Source organism: Dyadobacter sp. CY343 (assembly GCF_021390335.1).
Taxonomy (GTDB): domain Bacteria; phylum Bacteroidota; class Bacteroidia; order Cytophagales; family Spirosomataceae; genus Dyadobacter.
Genome location: NZ_JAJUXK010000004.1, coordinates 705095 through 722632, shown reverse-complemented (window position 1 = coordinate 722632; position 17538 = coordinate 705095). Strand labels below are relative to the sequence as shown.

The following is a 17538-nucleotide window of genomic DNA, read 5'->3' as shown; positions in this document are numbered from 1 at the left end:
TCGATGCAAGGGTTTCCGGGCAAAAGTCCGTAATTTTGTGGATACCGCCGAAAATTATTGGCGTGTATTTTGTGTTATCAAGGAATGAAGAGAAATAACGTTCGCAAGCGGGGAAACCCGAAAACATCCTCCCTTTCACTTACAGAAGAATATCAAACACATACGCTTGCCAATGGGATCCGGATTGCGCACAAGCAGGTTCCCTACACGCAGATAGCGCATTGCGGCATTATGCTGGATATTGGCAGCCGCGATGAGTTGACTTCCCAGCAGGGATTGGCGCATTTCTGGGAGCATATGGCTTTCAAAGGCACTGAAAAGCGCAGCTCCTTTCACATTATCAATCGTTTGGAAAATGTAGGCGGCGAGCTTAATGCTTATACCACCAAAGAGAAAATCTGTTTTCACGCGTCTGTTCTGGATGATCATTTTGAAAAGGCACTGGAGCTTTTGACGGATATTACATTTAATTCTGTTTTTCCTGATAAGCAAATAGAGCGCGAGCGGAATGTAATTCTGGAAGAAATGTCCATGTATGTCGATTCGCCTGAGGACGCGATCCAGGATGATTTCGACCAGTTGGTGTTCCCGGACCATGCATTGGGAAACAATATCCTGGGTATCGCGGAAACGGTGAATTCGTTTACCCGTGAAGACCTGTTTAAATTTATCCAGGATAATATAGATACCGAACGAATTGTAGTTTCCTCGGTGAGCCGGCTGCCATTTTCAAAAGTTGTGAAAGTGGCTGAAAAGTACCTGGGAAGTATTCCTTTTAAAAAAACCACCAGAATACGCCAGGCGCCGCTTGCGTACGTACCGGTTCAGCAGCAGAAAGAACGCTCCATTTCGCAAGCACAATGCGCAATGGGCCAACCTGCTTATGCATTGCTGGATGATCGGAGATTGCCGTTTTTTATGCTGGTCAACTTGCTGGGAGGGCCTGGGATGAATTCAAGATTCAACTTATCTCTCCGTGAAAAATACGGTTTCGTTTATTCAATTGAAGGAAATTATACACCGTACCTCGACACCGGTTTTATGGGGATTTTCTTTGGCACCGAACAAAAGCAGCTTAACAAAAGCATTTCACTGATACATAAGGAGCTGAAACGCGTGCGGGAAGTGCCTCTTTCCGTGCTGCAACTTCACCAGACGAAGGTGCAGTTAATGGGACAGCTTGCGATGTCGGAAGAAAGTAATATGAGTTTTATGCTGATGATGGCGAAGAGCCTGCTCGATACGGGCCGGGTAGATTCACTTCCGGAAATCTTTTCCGAAATAGAGCAGATCACCTCGGCGCAGTTGCAGGACATTGCCCAGGAAATGTTCAATGAGCAGAATTTCAGCTACCTGACTTTTTTACCTGAATAAAAATCAGTTTTTGATATAGTATCAAAGCCGTCGGATCCGACGGCTTTTTTATTTATACTAATGCAGGTTCTTTGGTTTCTACCCGGTAAAATAACGTAGATCCATTTTCCGGCCTCAGGATCGTTTTAGCTGCCTGGTGAAGATCATCCGCAGTCAGATCACGGATAATATCTGCATCCTGGTTCGCCCAATCCACATTCCCTGCATTAGCTGCAAATGCCAGGTTCATTGCGCGGTTCAGCAATTCCACCTCGGAGAATGCAAGCGACGCTTCCGACTGGTTTTTTACTTTGGTAACCTCTTCGTCGGTTGCGCCGGTTTCCATTATTTCCCGCAAAACTTCATTCACCGCCTGATCCGCCTCTTCCAGACTGATACCCGGATTCAGGTTTCCTTTTATTAATAATAAACCCGGGTCAAGAGAGGAAGTGACGCTGGCGTTAATGCTATTGAATATTGCTCTTTCTTTCAGTAATTTCTGATAAAGTCTGGACGATTTCCCTCTTCCCAGAACGTCGCTCAGCAGATCGGCGGCGTAAAAACCTTCTTCGTACCGGCCCGGCATGTGAAATACTTTGATCAGCGAATTGAGCGGAACTGCGGCCGAAGTTTCCAGATATTTCGCCTCGGTTTGAACAGGCTCTTTCGGGATATTGCGTACATAAGGTTGACCAGCAGGAATATTGCCAAACCATTTTTCCGCCAGCTTTTGTACTTCTTCAAATGTAACAGCGCCGGCCACAACCAGGATCGCATTGTTTGGTCTGTAAAAACGGAAAAAGAAATCCTTCACATCGTCCATCGTTGCGCGTTCGATGTGCTCAATATCCTTCCCGATCGTAGCCCAGCGGTAGGGATGTTCTTTGTAAGCGAGCGGCCTTAATTTAAGCCACATATCTCCATAAGGCTGATTAAGATAACGTTGCTTGAATTCCTCTATTACCACTTTCCGCTGCACTTCCAGCACATTAGGATCAAAAGAAAGGCTCAGCATCCGGTCAGATTCCAGCCAAAATGCAGTCTCAACATTATCAGCCGGCAGCGTAATGTAGTAGTTAGTAATATCGGGCGAAGTAAATGCATTGTTCTCTCCACCCACATTCTGCACGGGAATATCGTAGTTTGGAATATGTTGGGATCCGCCAAACATTAAGTGCTCAAAAAGGTGCGCAAAGCCGGTCCGCTCCTCGTCTTCGTCCCTCGATCCAACATTGTAAAGGATATTCACAGCCGCCATCGGAGTCGAAAAGTCCTCATGCACAAATACTTTCAGGCCGTTTTCCAGCGTAAACTGCTTATAGCGAATCATAATAGTCGATCTAACGAAATTTTTACCAAAACTTGAAGGCTTATTTAACCGGGGACAGAAACCCATCACCGTAAAATAGGGTTATAAACAAAGCTAATGTTCAGTTGGGATACCACCAAACCGTTTGGGTTAATAGTCTTTATCATGCAGTATATCTTACGTTTCCTGATTGCAATTCTTTGTTTCTGTTGTCCAAATCAATCCAATGCCCAGCTTCTGAATGATCCCGCCTCCCTGAAAAATGTGCAGGCAAGTCTCGACAAGATCTATAATTACGAATTTGAGGAAGCAAAAACCACCATTAATCTCGTTGAAAAAAAATATCCGAATCACCCTGTCTCTCACCTGCTGGAATCATTCATCCTGTTCTGGAAATTCATGCCGATCAAGGATCACCCGGCTCAGTTGAAGGAATATATGGCCAGGCTGAACCAGTGTCTGGATGCGATCAATAAGAAGTACGGGAAGAATAGTCTTGACCCGGAGGCCGTGTTTTATACAATGGTCACGCGCGGGTATCTGGCTATGTTGTACAACTATAAAGGCGAAATGATGAATGCCGCCGGAGAAGGGAAAAAAGCTTATAATTCGTTTGTGGAGGGGCTCAAACTGATCCATAAGAACCCCGAATTCTATTTTACTTCGGGGATGTATAACTATTATGTAGAAGTGTATCCCGAAGAACACCCGATCGTGAAACCGCTTTTGATTTTTTTTAAAAGTGGCGATAAAGCGCTGGGCTTGAAGCAAATGGATATTGCTACAAAACAAGGTACGATCACGCGGGCAGAGGCGAATTTTTACATTTCTCACGTGTATCTCAAATATGAGTCGCGGCCGGACAAGGCGGTTGGTTATATGAACAGGCTGGTAGATCTGTATCCGAGAAATCCGATATTCCAGATGAAGAACGCCGAGGCGCTGTTATTGGCCGGTCGGTTTGAACCTGCCCGCAAGGAAGTAGCTGACCTCAGGAAGATCAGTACCGGTTTTTACCCCGCTGCCTGGCGCACTTTTCAGGGTATCCTGGAAGAAAAAGCCGACAAGGACGATGCAGCTGCACAAAGAGAGTATTTGCTCGCACTCAAAACCCCGCACGACGCACAATACACAAAGGAATATCACGCGCTCGCTTATGCCGGACTGGCGAGAATAGCGGCGCGCGCAGGTAATAAGTCAAAAGCCAAAGAGTACTACAAAAAGTGTCTGGACAAGGCGGAATACCTTTCTGTGATCAAGGAAGCGAAGGGTTTCAGATAGGGTTATTTTGGGAAAAGACTTTTATCAAGCCCTGGGATAATTTTCAGGGCATTTTTGTAATACAGCTTTTTCAGCACTTCATCAGACAAGCCCATTCCGTACATGCGCCAGAACGCGTGGTATTTTTTATGATAGGGGAAATATTCATCCTCCGTTTCCAAAACTCGGAAATAGGTGGCGTATTCGGCGGGTATCCAGCTGTCTTTTCCGAATAATACGCGATCCTGATATTTCTCAAAAAACTTCTTCGCAGTACGCGGCTGGCGGCCCAGTTCTGCGATTACTGCTCCTATTTCCACATACATATTCGGGAAAACGACCATCAGGCTGTCCAGCTTTTTGAGATTGTTGGGATACCAGCCCATGTGCGCATTGATGAATGTAGTCTTCGGATTTTTGCGGAAAATATGGTGTTGCTCCGCGATCAGCGAGTCGAAAGGTACAGGGTCGCTGGCGCCGCGCCTTCTTCCAGGGTGCGTTTTCAGTTCCAGCCAGCGTTCGTTGTAACGGTCCATCGGGTCCCAGAAAGAGGGTACGTCGGCGGTGTGGATCAGTACCGGAATACCCAGCTCGCCGCATTTCTGCCAAACCGGCTGCAACCTCGCATCGCTCACGGCAACACGATTTCCTTTATCATCCTTAATGCCGCTGAAACCTAAGCTTTTATAAATTTTCAAGCCTTTCGCGCCCATTTTAACGTCGTCCTCCAATTGCTTCACAGCTTTTGCACTCCAGTCCGATTCGCCGAAACCTTTGAATTGTAGGTTAGTAAATACAGCAATGCGTTTGGGCTCATTCTTCGCCACGTTTTCCAGTGAACCTTTGAGCGTGGCGGTACCTTCACTCCATTCCTGGCTCCATCCTCTGCCGCTCAGATTGACCATTATCCCCATATTCAGCTCGTCCATTTGCTTCACAAGTGCTTTTAAATCCTGCGTTGGCATTTGGTACTGGTGATTATGTACGTCGATAAAAGGGAACTTTGCTCTTTTGATCGGGTGCTCCTCTACTTTCAGCGTGGAAATAGGATCATATTCTTCGAATCCGAGCGGCTGTGTAACCTGCGATGGTTCCTGCGCTTTGCAGCTGAAAATGATCCCGGTAAGTAGGATAAGGGCAATCGTAAATTTTTTCATCAGGAAATAGTAAGTCGGAGTTCGTTTTTTAAGGAGTAAATGTGCCTGGTATATAAATTAATGCAACGCAATGCCCGGCAATACCTTCCTCCCGACCCACAAAACCAATGTGCTCGGAAGTAGTGGCTTTAATAGAAATGTCTTCTTCTGAAATCCCGATCACACCCGCCAGGCAAGTTTTCATAGCAGGGATATGAGGGTTGAGTTTAGGGTTTTGCAAAACAACGGTAACGTCTATATTACCGACTTCAAACCCTTTTTTTCGGATCATTTCAAGCACTTTTGACAGTAGTACTTTGCTATCGACACCCTTCCATTGCGGGTCTTTGTCTGAAAAATGATAGCCGATATTACGCATATTCGCTGCGCCGAGCAACGCGTCGCAGATCACGTGGCAAACAATATCGGCGTCGGAATGTCCCTTTGCACCGTGAGTATGTGGAATCTGAATGCCGCCAAGCCAGAAAGGCCTGCCTTCTTCCAGTTGATGAACGTCGTAGCCCTGGCCTACGCGGAATGGGAACATATTTTAGGATTAATGCAGATTAACTATAAGGAATATTATCGGAGTTTCAGGATTTCTATATCTTCTTCCATTCGCTCGAATCTGGTATCGATGCCGTCGAAGCGATTCATAATCGCCTCGAAAAAATGCGCCATCATATCTTTCGTAACCATATTAGTCTCTATTGTTTCAAGCCTGATCTCGATTTTATCTAGTCTGACTTCAACCTTATCAAGCCTGTCTTCGATCTTATCAAGCCTGACTTCGATCTTATCAAGCCTGATTTCAACCTTATCCAGCCTGACTTCAATCTTGTCCAGCCTGACTTCGATCTGTTCAATTCTGATAATAAGTTCAGCAATGGTGGCTTCAATGCTGTCAAGCCTGGCTTCAATGCTATCGAGCCTCCTGTCAATTTTATCGATCCTGCCCTCGAGGTCATCGAGCCTGCTGATAACAATCGCAAGTGTAGCTTCGATATCATCCAACCTGCCTTTGATCAGCTCAATATCGAGCGAGTTCTTTCTTACAACTCTGATGAGGTCAAGCAGGGTTTCCCGCAGTTTATTGTGTCCCGCTTCCAGCCTGTCCATCCGGATCAGGATGTCAGCGATTAATTCTTCCAGGTTACTAATTCTGTCTCTGTCCTTCATGTGTAATGTGCTTCAAACAAATATAATAAATCTTTAGAAGCTTAGACGGAGAGAGCATGGATCGGTAACGGGGTGCAGGTAACTTTATTTTTTATAAAAAGACTTGCCTATTATTTCAAAGAGATCTGATCGGTACAAAATGCAAAAAGCTGGAAATTTTGTTTCCAGCCCCTTTTTATGAATGTTAATTTTACTTGACCTGCTCGATTTGCTGCGCTTTCAGTCTCTGCAATTCCTCCTGCTGGCTTACTGATTTGAAATAGTAATACAAACCCGCTATCAGGAAAATTTTAGAAAGAACAAACACGGCAATAAAAGCCGGGCGCCAGAACTTGTGCACTTTCATGTGCGTATCGTTGACCTCTACATCAAGATATTGGCGGCTCGTATGCTCATTTGTAAACTCATGCTTTTCCTTTTTGTCCCGGGTACTGCGCAGTCTTACAACCTCTCTCACAGCCTCCGGCGGATTCACAGATTCTCTCTCAAAGTATGTATTAATCCCAGCTTCCAGTACCACTGTATATTCTTCAAGTACCGGATCTGCCGACACCATTTCTCTGACCTTCTCGTGTTCTTCTTTATCTGTCAGTCCAAGCAAGTGGGCTTCCAATATTCCGCTTTCTATAAATTCCTGTGTTTTCAATGTGTGTCGTGTTATGCGTTGCCGTTTGGTTTAAAAAAGTCGTGAAAGCTGCGAAGAACCTCCGACTTACTGATATTCAGCTTTCCAGCCACTTCTTCGGGTGTAAATCCCTGCCGAAAAGCGAGGTCGAAAATGATCTGTGGGGTTGGCGTGCCTGCCGGCCGGAGATTGTCTTCTTCAAGCGGTGTTAATGCAGTTAATTTTCGCTTCGCCTCCACCGCCTTCGCTCTTGCCAGCTTGATAATGCAGGCGGCATAAGAAAACGGATAGCTGTTGCATGATTGCAATAATGGCGAAGAAAAAACGCTCACCAAAACTTCCTGGGCTAAATGCGGCTGCGGGATAATTTGCAGAATAATACCATAAGCCATTGCACCGTACTGGTCGTAAACTTCAACAGAGCTGAGGTTTCTGTCCTGTTTCAGAACAGGTTGCGGCCCGGATGCATTACTTATCCTTTCTAGTTCATTCATACATTACTATTAATTAATCAAAAATAGTCAATTGATACGATAAAGGGGGTATTAGTCGAAATAGTGGGTATGATTTGTGTAGTAATTGAGAGATACACTAAGGTAAATTTAATAGAATAACCTTATAATTTACCATTTGAAATAAAAAACTTGAAGGGTACTTTACAACTGCGCGCCAACACTATTTGCTGCATTTACGCCTGGCGTAAAAGGCATTCGTTATATACCTTTGCGACATGACAAATCAGATAGCAGTGATTTTTGATATGGACGGCGTAATCTGCCACACCAATCCGTATCATTCCAAAGCATTCCAGGAATTCTTTTCAAAACGTAATTTAAGTCCGACCGAAGCCGATTTCGCGGCGCATATGTACGGAAAGAGCAATAGCTATATTCTCAGCCATTTTCTCGAAAGGGTTATTGAAGGGGAGGAATTGCTGCAAATGGAGGACGAAAAGGAAAGCCTGTTCCGGCAATTATATGAACCGTTTGTTGAGCCAATCGCAGGTTTTTCGCCTTTCATAGAAAATCTGAAAAACAACAACGTTCTGCTCGGCGTAGCTACTTCTGCACCGCTGGCCAATCTGGAACTCATACTTGGGAAAGTTTCCATGCAGCAACATCTTGGTTCGGTGCTGGCGAGTGAAAATGTGAAAAAGCACAAGCCGGATCCGGAAGTTTATCTTTCCTCGGCTGCCAATCTGGGCGTTTCACCGAATCAATGCGTGGTTTTTGAAGATTCGTTTTCAGGCGTGTCGGCTGCACTGAATGCAGGAATGCGTGTAGTAGGTGTGCTAAGCTCGCATACGATTGAAGAGCTGCCGCCTTGCAACTTTTATATTGAAGATTATCGAGAAATGTCCTTCGAGAAAGTGCGCGCGCTTTTTGACTAAAATAATCAGATACCCTGGAAAGGTCGCATTGCCTTGACGAAGCGGCCTTTGAAGTAGTTTGAAAACAGATTATCTTCTCTCACGCCGCGCGAAGTAGAGGCGTGGATAAATATGATCTCTTGCGAGCTGCGCACATCCGTCACAATCCCGGCGTGGGATACATATCCTTCCTTGCCCGCTTCCGGGACAAAAAACAGCCAGTCGCCGGCTTTGATATCTTTCAGCTGGCCCACTTCCTGCCCGAATTCCGATTGCTGCCACGAAATGCGTGGTACTTTCATGCCTACTTCCGAGTATACCGAGCAAATAAGCCCCGAGCAGTCAATACCATTTTTATCGTTGCCTCCCGAGCGGTAAGGCGTGCCGGTATAAGTGCGCGCAACCTGCACAACCTGCGGAATATCAGATGTATTTCTTGGATTTGAATAGCTTGGTCTGGTCGTGGGAGCCGGTCTTCTGACAGGCGGTTTAGCAGAAGGTTTTTTTGAAATCAGTGTTCTTCTGCTGCTTTTCGAAGTAGCGGTATTGCCCGGCGTTTTGCGCAGGGTATCGCAGGAAAAAAACAGAAAAGAGGCTAGTAATGAGAAGGTAAGAAAAGTGGAAAAGGTAATTTGCTTCTTCATGCGCAAGCTTTGAATTGAAACAGTGTTTGATCAAAAATACTAAGAAAATAATCGTTTGAACAGCGAAAAAGCAGGCTGTTTTACAAAAGGGCATGTATTTAAAGAACTGAATACCGGCTGAAAAATTGTAGTAAATATTATGTGACTGGCTGCATTGTGGTTAGTTTTGTTATTGATACTCGTCCCCGTTTTAACCGTATTTAGCTCCAATGAAAATTATTTGTGTCGGAAGAAATTATGCAGACCATATTGCGGAACTGAACAATGAGAAACCTGATGCGCCCGTCATTTTTTTGAAACCGGAAACGGCGCAACTCCGCATAGGAGAGCCTTTTTTCTATCCGAGTTTTTCAAAAGATGTGCATCACGAGGTGGAGCTGGTTGTGAAGATCAACCGGGTAGGCAAAAATATAGAAGAACGTTTTGCTCATAAATATTACGACGAGATCGGGATTGGTATTGATTTCACTGCAAGAGATCTTCAATCAGAGCTTAAAAGCAAAGGATTACCCTGGGAGCTCGCAAAAGCATTCAACGGATCAGCGCCGGTTTCGGAATTCGTGCCGGTGGGTGATTTCGCTGATATTCAGGATATTAATTTCAGTCTGGAAATAAATGGAGAGACGAAGCAGCAGGGAAATTCCTCGATGATGCTGTACCGGATCAACTACCTGATCTCGTTCGTTTCCAAATATTTTACACTCAAAAAAGGTGACCTGATCTTCACCGGAACACCAAAAGGCGTTTCCGCTGTACAGATAGGGGACAAGCTCACTGCATTTATCGAAGGCAAGAAGATGCTGGAATTGTTCGTTAGATAAACCGTGTTCTTTCAGTACCGGTCATTCACTACCGCAATCATACTTTCTTTCATGCTTCATTGTTCCCGGATATTTGTCCGCACCTGCTTTTTTGTCTTGGGATTCATAAGTGTTGGTCAATTTTCCTTTGCCCAGAAACAATCTTACCCCAAAAATTACTACCAGTTTCCGATTCGTCCGGGCCTTTCTAATTCGCTTGCCGGCGGACTGGGGGATTTGCGGAGCAATCACTTTCACGCCGGTCTCGACATTCGTACCGAGCAGCGCGAAGGTTTACCTGTTTATGCGGCTGCCGAGGGATATGTATATAAAGTAGGTGTGCAGCGGAGCGGTTATGGAAATGTGATCTACCTGCGCCACCCAAACGGCCAAACTACGGTTTACGGGCATTTACTGAAATTCGAAGAGCCGCTCGCGAGCTATGTCCGGGAAGAACAATATAAAAAGCAGACCTTTGAAATAGATTTGCTCCCCGAAGAGGGAAGATTTGCCGTAAAAAAAGGCGAGGTGATTGCGCTTTCCGGAAATACCGGCGGCTCGGCTGGTCCGCATTTGCATTTCGAGATAAGGGATTCCAAGAACAATTATCTTAACCCGCTCTATTTCGGTTTTCAAGAGATCAAAGATGTAACGCCTCCGAAGTTTGTCAATCTGGCTATCCGGCCGCTGGATATCAATGGGCGTGTGAATGGGCAGTTTGACCGGAAAGTATATGCGCCGATCAAGTTGCCTGACGGATCTTACCGGTTGAAGGAGCCGGTTACAGCTACCGGTATGATTGGTTTTGACCTGGTAGCGCACGATCAGATGACGGGAACCGGATTTCGGTACGGTTTGCAATGCATTGAAATCAAAATGGACGGGCAGGAAGTATTTTCCTATAACATTGAGATTTTCCCCAGCACTTCCACCAGGGACTATAATAACCTGATCGACTACGAAACCGAGCAGGCGACAGGGCAGCGTTTTTTGAAATGCTATGTACCCGACGGAAATAATTTCAATCTCTTCAAAACCAATGCATACCAGGGAAAACTTAATATTGCGGATACACTGGATCACGAGGTAAGTATTAGAATATCAGATTCATACGAGAATTCTTCTCAACTCCATTTTACCCTAAAAGGCGAAGCAAGAAATCAGCCGCTGCCCGTTTATGATATGGAAATGAGCCCGGAATGGGTGCAGACGGATGTTCAGGAAAATACATTAGTAGTAAAAGCGAAATATTACCGCAGCTCGCTTCCGCTGGTTACCTATTTTGTGGCTGGAAAAGAAGTGAAAAGCAAGCCGGACCTGTACGCAAACGAAACGGCAGTATTTCTTACAGATTTGAGAGAGTACCGGCCTGATTCTGTGCAGGTTGGTAACAAAACTGTTAAAACCTATCTACGGAGTCGGATATTCCCCGCGGCTCCTGCCCGATTTGAAGGGGAAAAATGGGCTATTGATTTTAAGAATACCAGTCTTTTTGACACGCTATTCCTGACTGGCCAGCGAAATTTCAATGCATTGACGATCAATAACCGCGGCACGGCGCTGAACGATTACATTACTGTGTCATTTGAACCAGAAAAGGCCCCGGAGAATAAAGATAAAGCCAGTATTTACCGGTATGTAGGCGGATATTACAGATTTCTGGGAGGTACCTGGGAGGAGGATAGGATTAAGTTTGATACCAGAGAGCTGGGCACATTCGTAGTGATGGCCGATACCATGCCGCCGAAAGTAAAGCTGATTGAGCATAGCAAAGCGCGTATTCGCGGCTATATCAGCGATGCTACCTCGGGAATAGCCCACTTCAAGGCATTTGTGAATGGCGAGTGGGTTTTGCTCAATTATGATTACAAAAAAGCATATATCTGGTCAGAAAAACTGGATAGAGAAAAGCCTTTTGAGGGCGAGCTGACCGTGGAAGTGACGGACAGGGCAGGAAATAGTACTATCTTGCGAACAGAAATTGCCGAACCGGTTGTTGTTAAAAAGAAGGCAAGAAAACGTAAAAAATAGTATATGGGACTTGAAGTGGGACAACCCGCGCCGGCATTTTCAGCCAAAGACCAGGATGGTAAGGAAGTAAAACTTTCAGATTTTAAAGGAAAAAAACTGATTCTGTACTTTTATCCTAAAGACAACACACCAACGTGCACAACGCAGGCTTGTAATCTCCGCGATAACTATAAATTGCTCCTGAAAAAGGGTTATAAAGTGCTGGGAGTGAGCAATGATGATGAGAAGTCGCATTTGAAATTTATTAAAAAATACGACCTGCCCTTTCCGTTACTGGCTGATACGGATCACAAAATGGTGGAGGATTATCAGGTTTGGGCTGAAAAAAATACGTTTGGTCGCACCTATATGGGGGTTTTGCGTACAACCTTCGTCATTAATGAAGAGGGGATAATTGAAGAGATCATTCAAAAGGTGGAATCCAAAAATCACTCAGGTCAAATTCTTGGTAATACTGATTAATAATAAGTCATTTTACCAAATCTAATAAACAGACATTTGTCGGGCTAAGTTGCTCACGTTGAGCCGCGGCCGGATCTAGTACAGTCCAATAGAAAATAGATAAAAATGGAAATTGAACAATTAGAGAAAGTAGCTTCACAAGTTCGCAGGGACATTGTACGCATGGTACATGGCTGTCAGTCCGGTCACCCGGGCGGTTCCCTTGGCTGTACTGAATTATTTGTGGCCCTTTATTTCGAGCGCCTCAAATTGAAGGAAGAAGGCGGTAAGCCTGTTTTCGATATGAATGGAACGGATGAAGATCTTTTCTTCCTTTCAAACGGTCACATTTCTCCGGTATGGTACAGTACGCTTGCGCGTCGCGGCTATTTCCCGGTTGAAGAACTTGCAACTTTCCGTAAGTTGGACTCAAGATTGCAGGGCCACCCGACTACCCACGAGCATTTGGAAGGTATCCGCATTGCGTCGGGTTCACTTGGACAAGGACTTTCAGTGGCACTCGGCGCTGCAATGGCGAAGAAGCTGAATAATGATAAAGGTATTGTTTACGTCCTGATGGGCGATGGCGAGCAGCAGGAAGGCCAGGTTTGGGAAGCGGTTACATTCGCGCCCCACCACGAAGTTGATAACCTGATCGCATTCATTGACCTCAACGGACAGCAGATCGACGGCCCGACGGTGAAAGTAATGAACAACCGTGATCTTGGTAAAAAATATGAAGCTTTCGGCTGGGAAGTGATATCGATTGAAGAAGGTAATGACATGGCGGCAGTACTGAAAGGCCTTTACGAAGCGAAAAGCCGCCTCGGACACGGCAGACCGATCCTGGTGTTATTGCATACCGGAATGGGCTACGGCGTAGATTTCATGATGGGCAGTCACAAATGGCACGGTGTAGCACCAAACGACGAGCAACTTGCCGCAGCTTTGGGCCAGCTGGAAGAAAGCCTGGGTGATTATTGATCTCAAAAAGGGTGCAATAGTCTGTTAATGTCATTATTTATTCAAAAGAAATTTCACAAATGAAAAAATACACCTTCACCGAGAAGAAAGATACCCGCTCGGGATTTGGAGCAGGCATGCATGAACTGGGACAGCAAAACCCGAATGTAGTAGCACTTTGCGCTGACCTCGTAGGTTCACTGAAATTAGAGCCTTTTATTAAAGAAAACCCCGACCGCTTTATTCAATGCGGTATTTCGGAAGCGAATATGATCGGTCTTTCCGCAGGTTTGACCATTGGTGGTAAAATTCCTTTTGCTACTACTTTTGCCAATTTTGCAACAGGTCGTGTTTATGACCAGATCCGCCAGAGTGTAGCATATTCTAACAAAAATGTGAAAATATGTGCTTCCCACGCGGGATTAACATTAGGCGAAGACGGCGCGACGCACCAGATCCTGGAAGATTTGGGAATGATGAAAATGTTGCCTGGAATGACCGTTATCAATCCTTGCGATTATAACCAGACCAAAGCTGCTACCATCGCGATCGCTGATTACGAAGGTCCGGTTTATCTTCGTTTCGGCCGCCCGGTAATTCCGGTATTTACCGATGCAGATCAAAAATTCGAGATCGGTAAGGCGTGGATGGTGAATGAAGGAACTGACGTCAGCATTTTCGCGACAGGCCACATGGTTTGGGAAGCGATTCAAGCTGGCGAAATGCTGGAAGCGGAAGGTATCAATGCAGAAATCATTAATATCCACACGATTAAGCCGCTGGATGAAGAGGCTATATTGAAATCTGTTGAAAAAACGGGTTGCGTAGTTTCTGCCGAGGAGCATAACCGCATTGGTGGACTGGGCGACAGTATTGCGCAGGTTTTGGTTAAACATAAACTCGCGCCGCAGGAATATGTAGCTGTTGACGATAGCTTCGGAGAAAGCGGTACGCCGGCTCAGCTTCTTGAAAAATATGGTTTGACAGCAAAACATATTGTGGAAGCCGCGAAACGCGCGATCGCAAGAAAATAAGTCGGGGTACGTCGTTTTTGTGACGTTTTGCTCCGAAATGAAAGGCCCGGCAGGATTGTAAAACATTGGTTTTGCTCCTGCCGGGCTCAATTTTTGTTTGACCTGACCAAAAAATAAATTATTATTGACTGATGTTGATTTTCACTTAGGTGGATAAATGAATGCTTGCCACAGTAAGGAATTAGCTATCAGGTTAGTACCGATTAAATGTCTGACGAAGAATTATTAGCCCTTTTTGCAAATCCCGAAACGCGTCGAAACGCTTTCAATCTCATGGTACGAAAGTATCAGCAAAAGGTATATTGGCTGGTGCGGAAAATGGTGATCGACCACGACGATGCGAACGATGTGACCCAGGATGTTTTTATCAAAGCCTGGACCGCATTGGAGAACTTCCGCGGCGATTCGAAATTATACACCTGGCTGTACCGCATTGCGAGTAACGAAGCAATTAATTTCCTGAACAAGAAGCGCCGGAAATTCTTCGTGCCTATTTATGATGTCGAAAACGAGCTGAGTGAAAAACTGGAAGCGGATCCGCAGCTGAGCGGTGACGTGATCCAGCTTAAACTACAAAAAGCGATACTGAAACTCCCCGAAAAACAGAGGCTGGTTTTCAACCTTAAATACTTTGAAGAACTGCCTTATGAAGAGATTTCCGAGATAACCGGGACTTCGGTCGGCGCGTTGAAAGCCTCGTATCACTGGGCTTCCAAAAAAATTGAAGATTATTTAAATAGTACTGATTAAACTATTTGAAGTGGGGGTGGTCAAACTTCTGATAAATAAAAAATATTAATAATTATGGACAAGGGACGTATACGGCTGGAAGATCTTCGCAAAGAAGTTCCTTTTTCTGTGCCCGAAAATTACTTTGAACAACTTCCTCAGATCATTCAGTCGAAGATTCAGACCGAGCCTGCGCGTAAACCGGTGATCAGCTGGTCGTGGCAGCGGGTGTCGGGAATGGTGGCCGCAATGGCGCTGGTTCTGATGCTGGTATGGGTTACTGTTCCGGAAAGACAAGGATCCCTTGGACAGGAACCTTTGAGCGGAATCAGTAATGCAACGATCATCAATTACCTGGAAGATGAAAATATCAGTTATTACGATTTGAGCGAGCACAAAGTGGTTCAGAAGGCTTTTGAAACAGATTCTACCGTATTGTATTATCTCGATGGCCTTGATGACGATATTTTGCGCCAGCAGATCCAGGAAAGTATTTCCGGACAGGAAACCATTTGACCCTAACAGCATAAAGAAATGAAGCATACAACCATAACCCACCTACATCGCAACCTGCTTTTTGCATTCGTTATGATCCTAGCAGGTTTGTCGACAGCGAACGCGCAGCGACGCTCAGAAGAAGAGATCAAGCGGATTCAGGATGCCAAAATTGCGATCATTACAAACAGGCTAAGTCTTACCCCCGAGCAGTCGACTGGTTTCTGGCCGGTTTATAATGAGTTTTCTCAAAAGAGAAGGGAAATTCACCGTGCGCAGAGAAAGATCGTGAATGATAAAAAAGCGGAGGGCAAAACAGACGACCAGGCGCTCAATAACCTGAAAGAAGTGCAGGATCTGAGGCAAAAGGAGCTGGATCTTGAAAAGGAATATCAGAACAAGTTTCTGAAAGTGATCTCAGCCGCGCAAGTTATTGAGTTATACAAAGCAGAAAAAACGTTTAACGATATGCTGCTTCAACGACTTAAACAGAAGAACTAATAACCTGAAATATCGACTTACTAGAATTATTTTCCCCCGGCTGAGTTATCTGCCGGGGGATTTTTTTAGTGACCGCCTACAACTTCTACGTCGTTGATCCCTCTTGTTTCCACAGTAATGTTGCGCAACGGAGCTGAATGCTTCTTGAAATCCTGAATAATTTCAAGTACATCATAATCGATATTGATCGATTTGCTGCCGTCGATAATTACCGTAGCTCCATCAGGAAGATTTTCGAGCGTTGCGTTGATACTGCCTTTGTTCAGGAAAGTAACTTCCTCCGACAATTGGAGCGTAATTACCTCACCTTCACGATGCTGCTCTTTGATATAATGGTAGGAATGCTGATAGTTCTTTCTGAGAATGAAATAGATAGCCACTACCATACCCACTGCTATTCCCTTTAATAAGTCGGTGCTGAGAATCGCGATGATCGTCACGACGAAAGGAATAAACTGTTCTTTACCCAAAGCATACATTCCCTTGTACAAAGAGAATTTGGAAAGTTTGTAACCTACTAATAAAAGGATAGCCGCCAGAGAGGCGAGCGGAATGTAATTCAGCAGCGCCGGAATCAATACGGCCGACAGAAGTAGTATAGATCCGTGAATGATCGTAGACATTCTGGTACGCCCGCCGGAGTCGATATTGGCCGAGCTGCGGACAATTACCTGGGTTATCGGCAAGCCGCCAATCAGACCCGATGTCATATTTCCGATTCCCTGCGCAATAAGCTCGCGATTCGTAGGTGTACTACGTTTGAAAGGATCGAGTTTATCGGTTGCTTCCACAGACAGCAATGTTTCCAAGCTAGCCACGATGGCGAGTGTCACAGCTATTGTGTACACTTCCACATTCTGAAACGCCGAGAAATCCGGTGTTTTGAAGAAACCAAAAAATTCACCTGCACTGCTGGCCACGGGTAACTGAACCATATGTTCTCCGGTTAAGACCAGCTCAGGAGCGAATGCTGCGTAACCGAGATTTAGCAGAATACCTGCCGCTACTACAAACAATGCACCGGGGATGAAGCGGAACAGCTGGATCCTTTTCATGAAAGGCCTGTCAAACAGAATCAGAAGACCCAGTGAAACGGCTGAAATGATGATCGCGCCGCTACTGCTGTACCTGACCGCATTCCAGAGTTCGGTAAACGTATTCTGACCGTCTTTCTGAGCAAAAGCTTCGTCGCCCATAAAGTCAGCATCATAGCCGAAAGCATGCGGTATCTCTTTTAAAATCAATGTGATACCAATTGCAGCCAGCATTCCTTTAATAACTGACGAAGGAAAATAATAACCGATAATACCCGCTTTGAGCAAACCTGCGATTACCTGGATCGCACCTGCCAGTACTACGGCAAGCAAAAATGCTTCAAAACTCCCAAGGGTTTCCAGGGCATTCAATACAATCACGACGAGCCCGGCCGCTGGTCCGGCAACTCCCAGTGAAGATTTACTGATTGATCCAACCACGATCCCGCCAACCACACCTGCTATAATTCCTGAAAAAAGCAGGTCGGACCTGCCGGTAGAAGCCAGCGCAATACCCAAACAGAGGGGCAGGGCCACGAGGTAAACCACGAGCCCCGAGGGGAAATCGTATTTGAGATTGGAGAACGGACTATTCTTATTCAATGACATACGATTGATTCGAAAGGAAATGAGTT

Annotated in this window: 19 protein-coding genes; 11 read left to right on the top strand and 8 right to left on the bottom strand. The window is 45.3% G+C overall.

The genetic code is table 11. The features are described 5' to 3' along the window. Positions 1 to 84: 84 nt before the first annotated feature. Complete coding sequence (locus LZG94_RS15055) at positions 85 to 1374, top strand: pitrilysin family protein (RefSeq protein ID WP_233792680.1); 1290 nt, start codon at positions 85 to 87, stop codon at positions 1372 to 1374. A 52-nt stretch (positions 1375 to 1426) separates the two neighbouring features. Here the strand turns inward: LZG94_RS15055 and LZG94_RS15050 are convergent, their stop codons facing one another. Continuing rightward, a complete protein-coding gene (locus tag LZG94_RS15050) occupies positions 1427 to 2683 on the bottom strand; it encodes a pitrilysin family protein (protein WP_233792679.1) in 1257 nt (418 codons plus the stop codon). 144 nt (positions 2684 to 2827) lie between these two features. Between LZG94_RS15050 and LZG94_RS15045 the strand changes: the two genes are divergently transcribed. Then, positions 2828 to 3943 carry a lipopolysaccharide assembly protein LapB gene (locus LZG94_RS15045; RefSeq protein ID WP_233792678.1) on the top strand — a complete coding sequence of 372 codons (1116 nt, stop codon included), beginning with the start codon at positions 2828 to 2830 and terminating at the stop codon, positions 3941 to 3943. A gap of 2 nt (positions 3944 to 3945) precedes the next feature. Here LZG94_RS15045 and LZG94_RS15040 read toward each other — a convergent pair whose 3' ends face one another. From LZG94_RS15040 to LZG94_RS15020, 5 genes are all read right to left on the bottom strand, one after another. Further along, on the bottom strand, positions 3946 to 5079 hold the full coding sequence (locus LZG94_RS15040) for an amidohydrolase family protein (RefSeq protein ID WP_233792677.1): 1134 nt from the start codon (positions 5077 to 5079) through the stop codon (positions 3946 to 3948). 28 nt (positions 5080 to 5107) lie between these two features. Beyond that, a complete protein-coding gene (gene ispF, locus LZG94_RS15035; protein WP_233792676.1) occupies positions 5108 to 5605 on the bottom strand; it encodes a 2-C-methyl-D-erythritol 2,4-cyclodiphosphate synthase in 498 nt (165 codons plus the stop codon). Positions 5606 to 5640: 35 nt separating this feature from the next. Continuing rightward, positions 5641 to 6237: a hypothetical protein gene (locus LZG94_RS15030; RefSeq protein WP_233792675.1), complete on the bottom strand. Its 597-nt coding sequence runs from the start codon at positions 6235 to 6237 to the stop codon at positions 5641 to 5643. 190 nt (positions 6238 to 6427) lie between these two features. Beyond that, positions 6428 to 6883, bottom strand: coding sequence for a hypothetical protein (locus LZG94_RS15025; RefSeq protein ID WP_233792674.1), 456 nt, complete (start codon positions 6881 to 6883; stop codon positions 6428 to 6430). An 11-nt stretch (positions 6884 to 6894) separates the two neighbouring features. Next, positions 6895 to 7356 carry a hypothetical protein gene (locus LZG94_RS15020; protein WP_215234639.1) on the bottom strand — a complete coding sequence of 154 codons (462 nt, stop codon included), beginning with the start codon at positions 7354 to 7356 and terminating at the stop codon, positions 6895 to 6897. A gap of 236 nt (positions 7357 to 7592) precedes the next feature. Here LZG94_RS15020 and LZG94_RS15015 point away from each other — a divergent pair, with 236 nt between their 5' ends. Beyond that, a complete protein-coding gene (locus tag LZG94_RS15015) occupies positions 7593 to 8252 on the top strand; it encodes an HAD family phosphatase (RefSeq protein ID WP_233792673.1) in 660 nt (219 codons plus the stop codon). Between the two features lie 5 nt (positions 8253 to 8257). Here the strand turns inward: LZG94_RS15015 and LZG94_RS15010 are convergent, their stop codons facing one another. Further along, entirely contained in the window at positions 8258 to 8875 is a 618-nt protein-coding gene (locus LZG94_RS15010) for a C40 family peptidase (RefSeq protein ID WP_233792672.1), read from the bottom strand. 209 nt (positions 8876 to 9084) lie between these two features. On the opposite strand from LZG94_RS15010, the gene LZG94_RS15005 reads away from it, so the two are divergent. The 8 genes from LZG94_RS15005 to LZG94_RS14970 all read left to right on the top strand — a co-directional run bounded on the left by LZG94_RS15005 (position 9085) and on the right by LZG94_RS14970 (position 15869). Continuing rightward, positions 9085 to 9696, top strand: a complete 612-nt coding sequence (locus LZG94_RS15005; RefSeq protein WP_233792671.1) for a fumarylacetoacetate hydrolase family protein — start codon at positions 9085 to 9087, stop codon at positions 9694 to 9696. Between the two features lie 96 nt (positions 9697 to 9792). Next, positions 9793 to 11706, top strand: coding sequence for a M23 family metallopeptidase (locus LZG94_RS15000; protein ID WP_233792670.1), 1914 nt, complete (start codon positions 9793 to 9795; stop codon positions 11704 to 11706). Between the two features lie 3 nt (positions 11707 to 11709). Further along, on the top strand, positions 11710 to 12168 hold the full coding sequence (bcp, locus tag LZG94_RS14995) for a thioredoxin-dependent thiol peroxidase (RefSeq protein ID WP_233792669.1): 459 nt from the start codon (positions 11710 to 11712) through the stop codon (positions 12166 to 12168). A gap of 105 nt (positions 12169 to 12273) precedes the next feature. After that, positions 12274 to 13131, top strand: a complete 858-nt coding sequence (locus LZG94_RS14990) for a transketolase (protein ID WP_233792668.1) — start codon at positions 12274 to 12276, stop codon at positions 13129 to 13131. Positions 13132 to 13190: 59 nt separating this feature from the next. Further along, a complete protein-coding gene (locus LZG94_RS14985) occupies positions 13191 to 14144 on the top strand; it encodes a transketolase family protein (RefSeq protein ID WP_215234646.1) in 954 nt (317 codons plus the stop codon). Positions 14145 to 14351: 207 nt separating this feature from the next. Further along, a complete protein-coding gene (locus tag LZG94_RS14980) occupies positions 14352 to 14894 on the top strand; it encodes an RNA polymerase sigma factor (RefSeq protein WP_215234647.1) in 543 nt (180 codons plus the stop codon). A gap of 54 nt (positions 14895 to 14948) precedes the next feature. Further along, the gene (locus tag LZG94_RS14975) at positions 14949 to 15389 is read left to right on the top strand and encodes a hypothetical protein (RefSeq protein WP_233792667.1); all 441 of its coding nucleotides are present in this window, start codon (positions 14949 to 14951) and stop codon (positions 15387 to 15389) included. A gap of 18 nt (positions 15390 to 15407) precedes the next feature. Next, the gene (locus tag LZG94_RS14970; protein WP_233792666.1) at positions 15408 to 15869 is read left to right on the top strand and encodes a hypothetical protein; all 462 of its coding nucleotides are present in this window, start codon (positions 15408 to 15410) and stop codon (positions 15867 to 15869) included. A gap of 65 nt (positions 15870 to 15934) precedes the next feature. On the opposite strand, the gene LZG94_RS14965 is transcribed toward LZG94_RS14970, so the two are convergent. Further along, a complete protein-coding gene (locus LZG94_RS14965; protein WP_233792665.1) occupies positions 15935 to 17512 on the bottom strand; it encodes a SulP family inorganic anion transporter in 1578 nt (525 codons plus the stop codon). Positions 17513 to 17538: the final 26 nt, after the last annotated feature.

Bases quoted from the DNA above. Each gene is read 5' to 3' on its own strand.
- LZG94_RS15055 (WP_233792680.1), top strand. From the start codon at position 85: ATGAAGAGAAATAACGTTCGCAAGCGGGGAAACCCGAAAACATCCTCC.
- LZG94_RS15050 (WP_233792679.1), bottom strand. From the start codon at position 2,683: ATGATTCGCTATAAGCAGTTTACGCTGGAAAACGGCCTGAAAGTATTT.
- LZG94_RS15045 (WP_233792678.1), top strand. From the start codon at position 2,828: ATGCAGTATATCTTACGTTTCCTGATTGCAATTCTTTGTTTCTGTTGT.
- LZG94_RS15040 (WP_233792677.1), bottom strand. From the start codon at position 5,079: ATGAAAAAATTTACGATTGCCCTTATCCTACTTACCGGGATCATTTTC.
- ispF (WP_233792676.1), bottom strand. From the start codon at position 5,605: ATGTTCCCATTCCGCGTAGGCCAGGGCTACGACGTTCATCAACTGGAA.
- LZG94_RS15030 (WP_233792675.1), bottom strand. From the start codon at position 6,237: ATGAAGGACAGAGACAGAATTAGTAACCTGGAAGAATTAATCGCTGAC.
- LZG94_RS15020 (WP_215234639.1), bottom strand. From the start codon at position 7,356: ATGAATGAACTAGAAAGGATAAGTAATGCATCCGGGCCGCAACCTGTT.
- LZG94_RS15015 (WP_233792673.1), top strand. From the start codon at position 7,593: ATGACAAATCAGATAGCAGTGATTTTTGATATGGACGGCGTAATCTGC.
- LZG94_RS15010 (WP_233792672.1), bottom strand. From the start codon at position 8,875: ATGAAGAAGCAAATTACCTTTTCCACTTTTCTTACCTTCTCATTACTA.
- LZG94_RS15005 (WP_233792671.1), top strand. From the start codon at position 9,085: ATGAAAATTATTTGTGTCGGAAGAAATTATGCAGACCATATTGCGGAA.
- bcp (WP_233792669.1), top strand. From the start codon at position 11,710: ATGGGACTTGAAGTGGGACAACCCGCGCCGGCATTTTCAGCCAAAGAC.
- LZG94_RS14990 (WP_233792668.1), top strand. From the start codon at position 12,274: ATGGAAATTGAACAATTAGAGAAAGTAGCTTCACAAGTTCGCAGGGAC.
- LZG94_RS14985 (WP_215234646.1), top strand. From the start codon at position 13,191: ATGAAAAAATACACCTTCACCGAGAAGAAAGATACCCGCTCGGGATTT.
- LZG94_RS14980 (WP_215234647.1), top strand. From the start codon at position 14,352: ATGTCTGACGAAGAATTATTAGCCCTTTTTGCAAATCCCGAAACGCGT.
- LZG94_RS14975 (WP_233792667.1), top strand. From the start codon at position 14,949: ATGGACAAGGGACGTATACGGCTGGAAGATCTTCGCAAAGAAGTTCCT.
- LZG94_RS14970 (WP_233792666.1), top strand. From the start codon at position 15,408: ATGAAGCATACAACCATAACCCACCTACATCGCAACCTGCTTTTTGCA.
- LZG94_RS14965 (WP_233792665.1), bottom strand. From the start codon at position 17,512: ATGTCATTGAATAAGAATAGTCCGTTCTCCAATCTCAAATACGATTTC.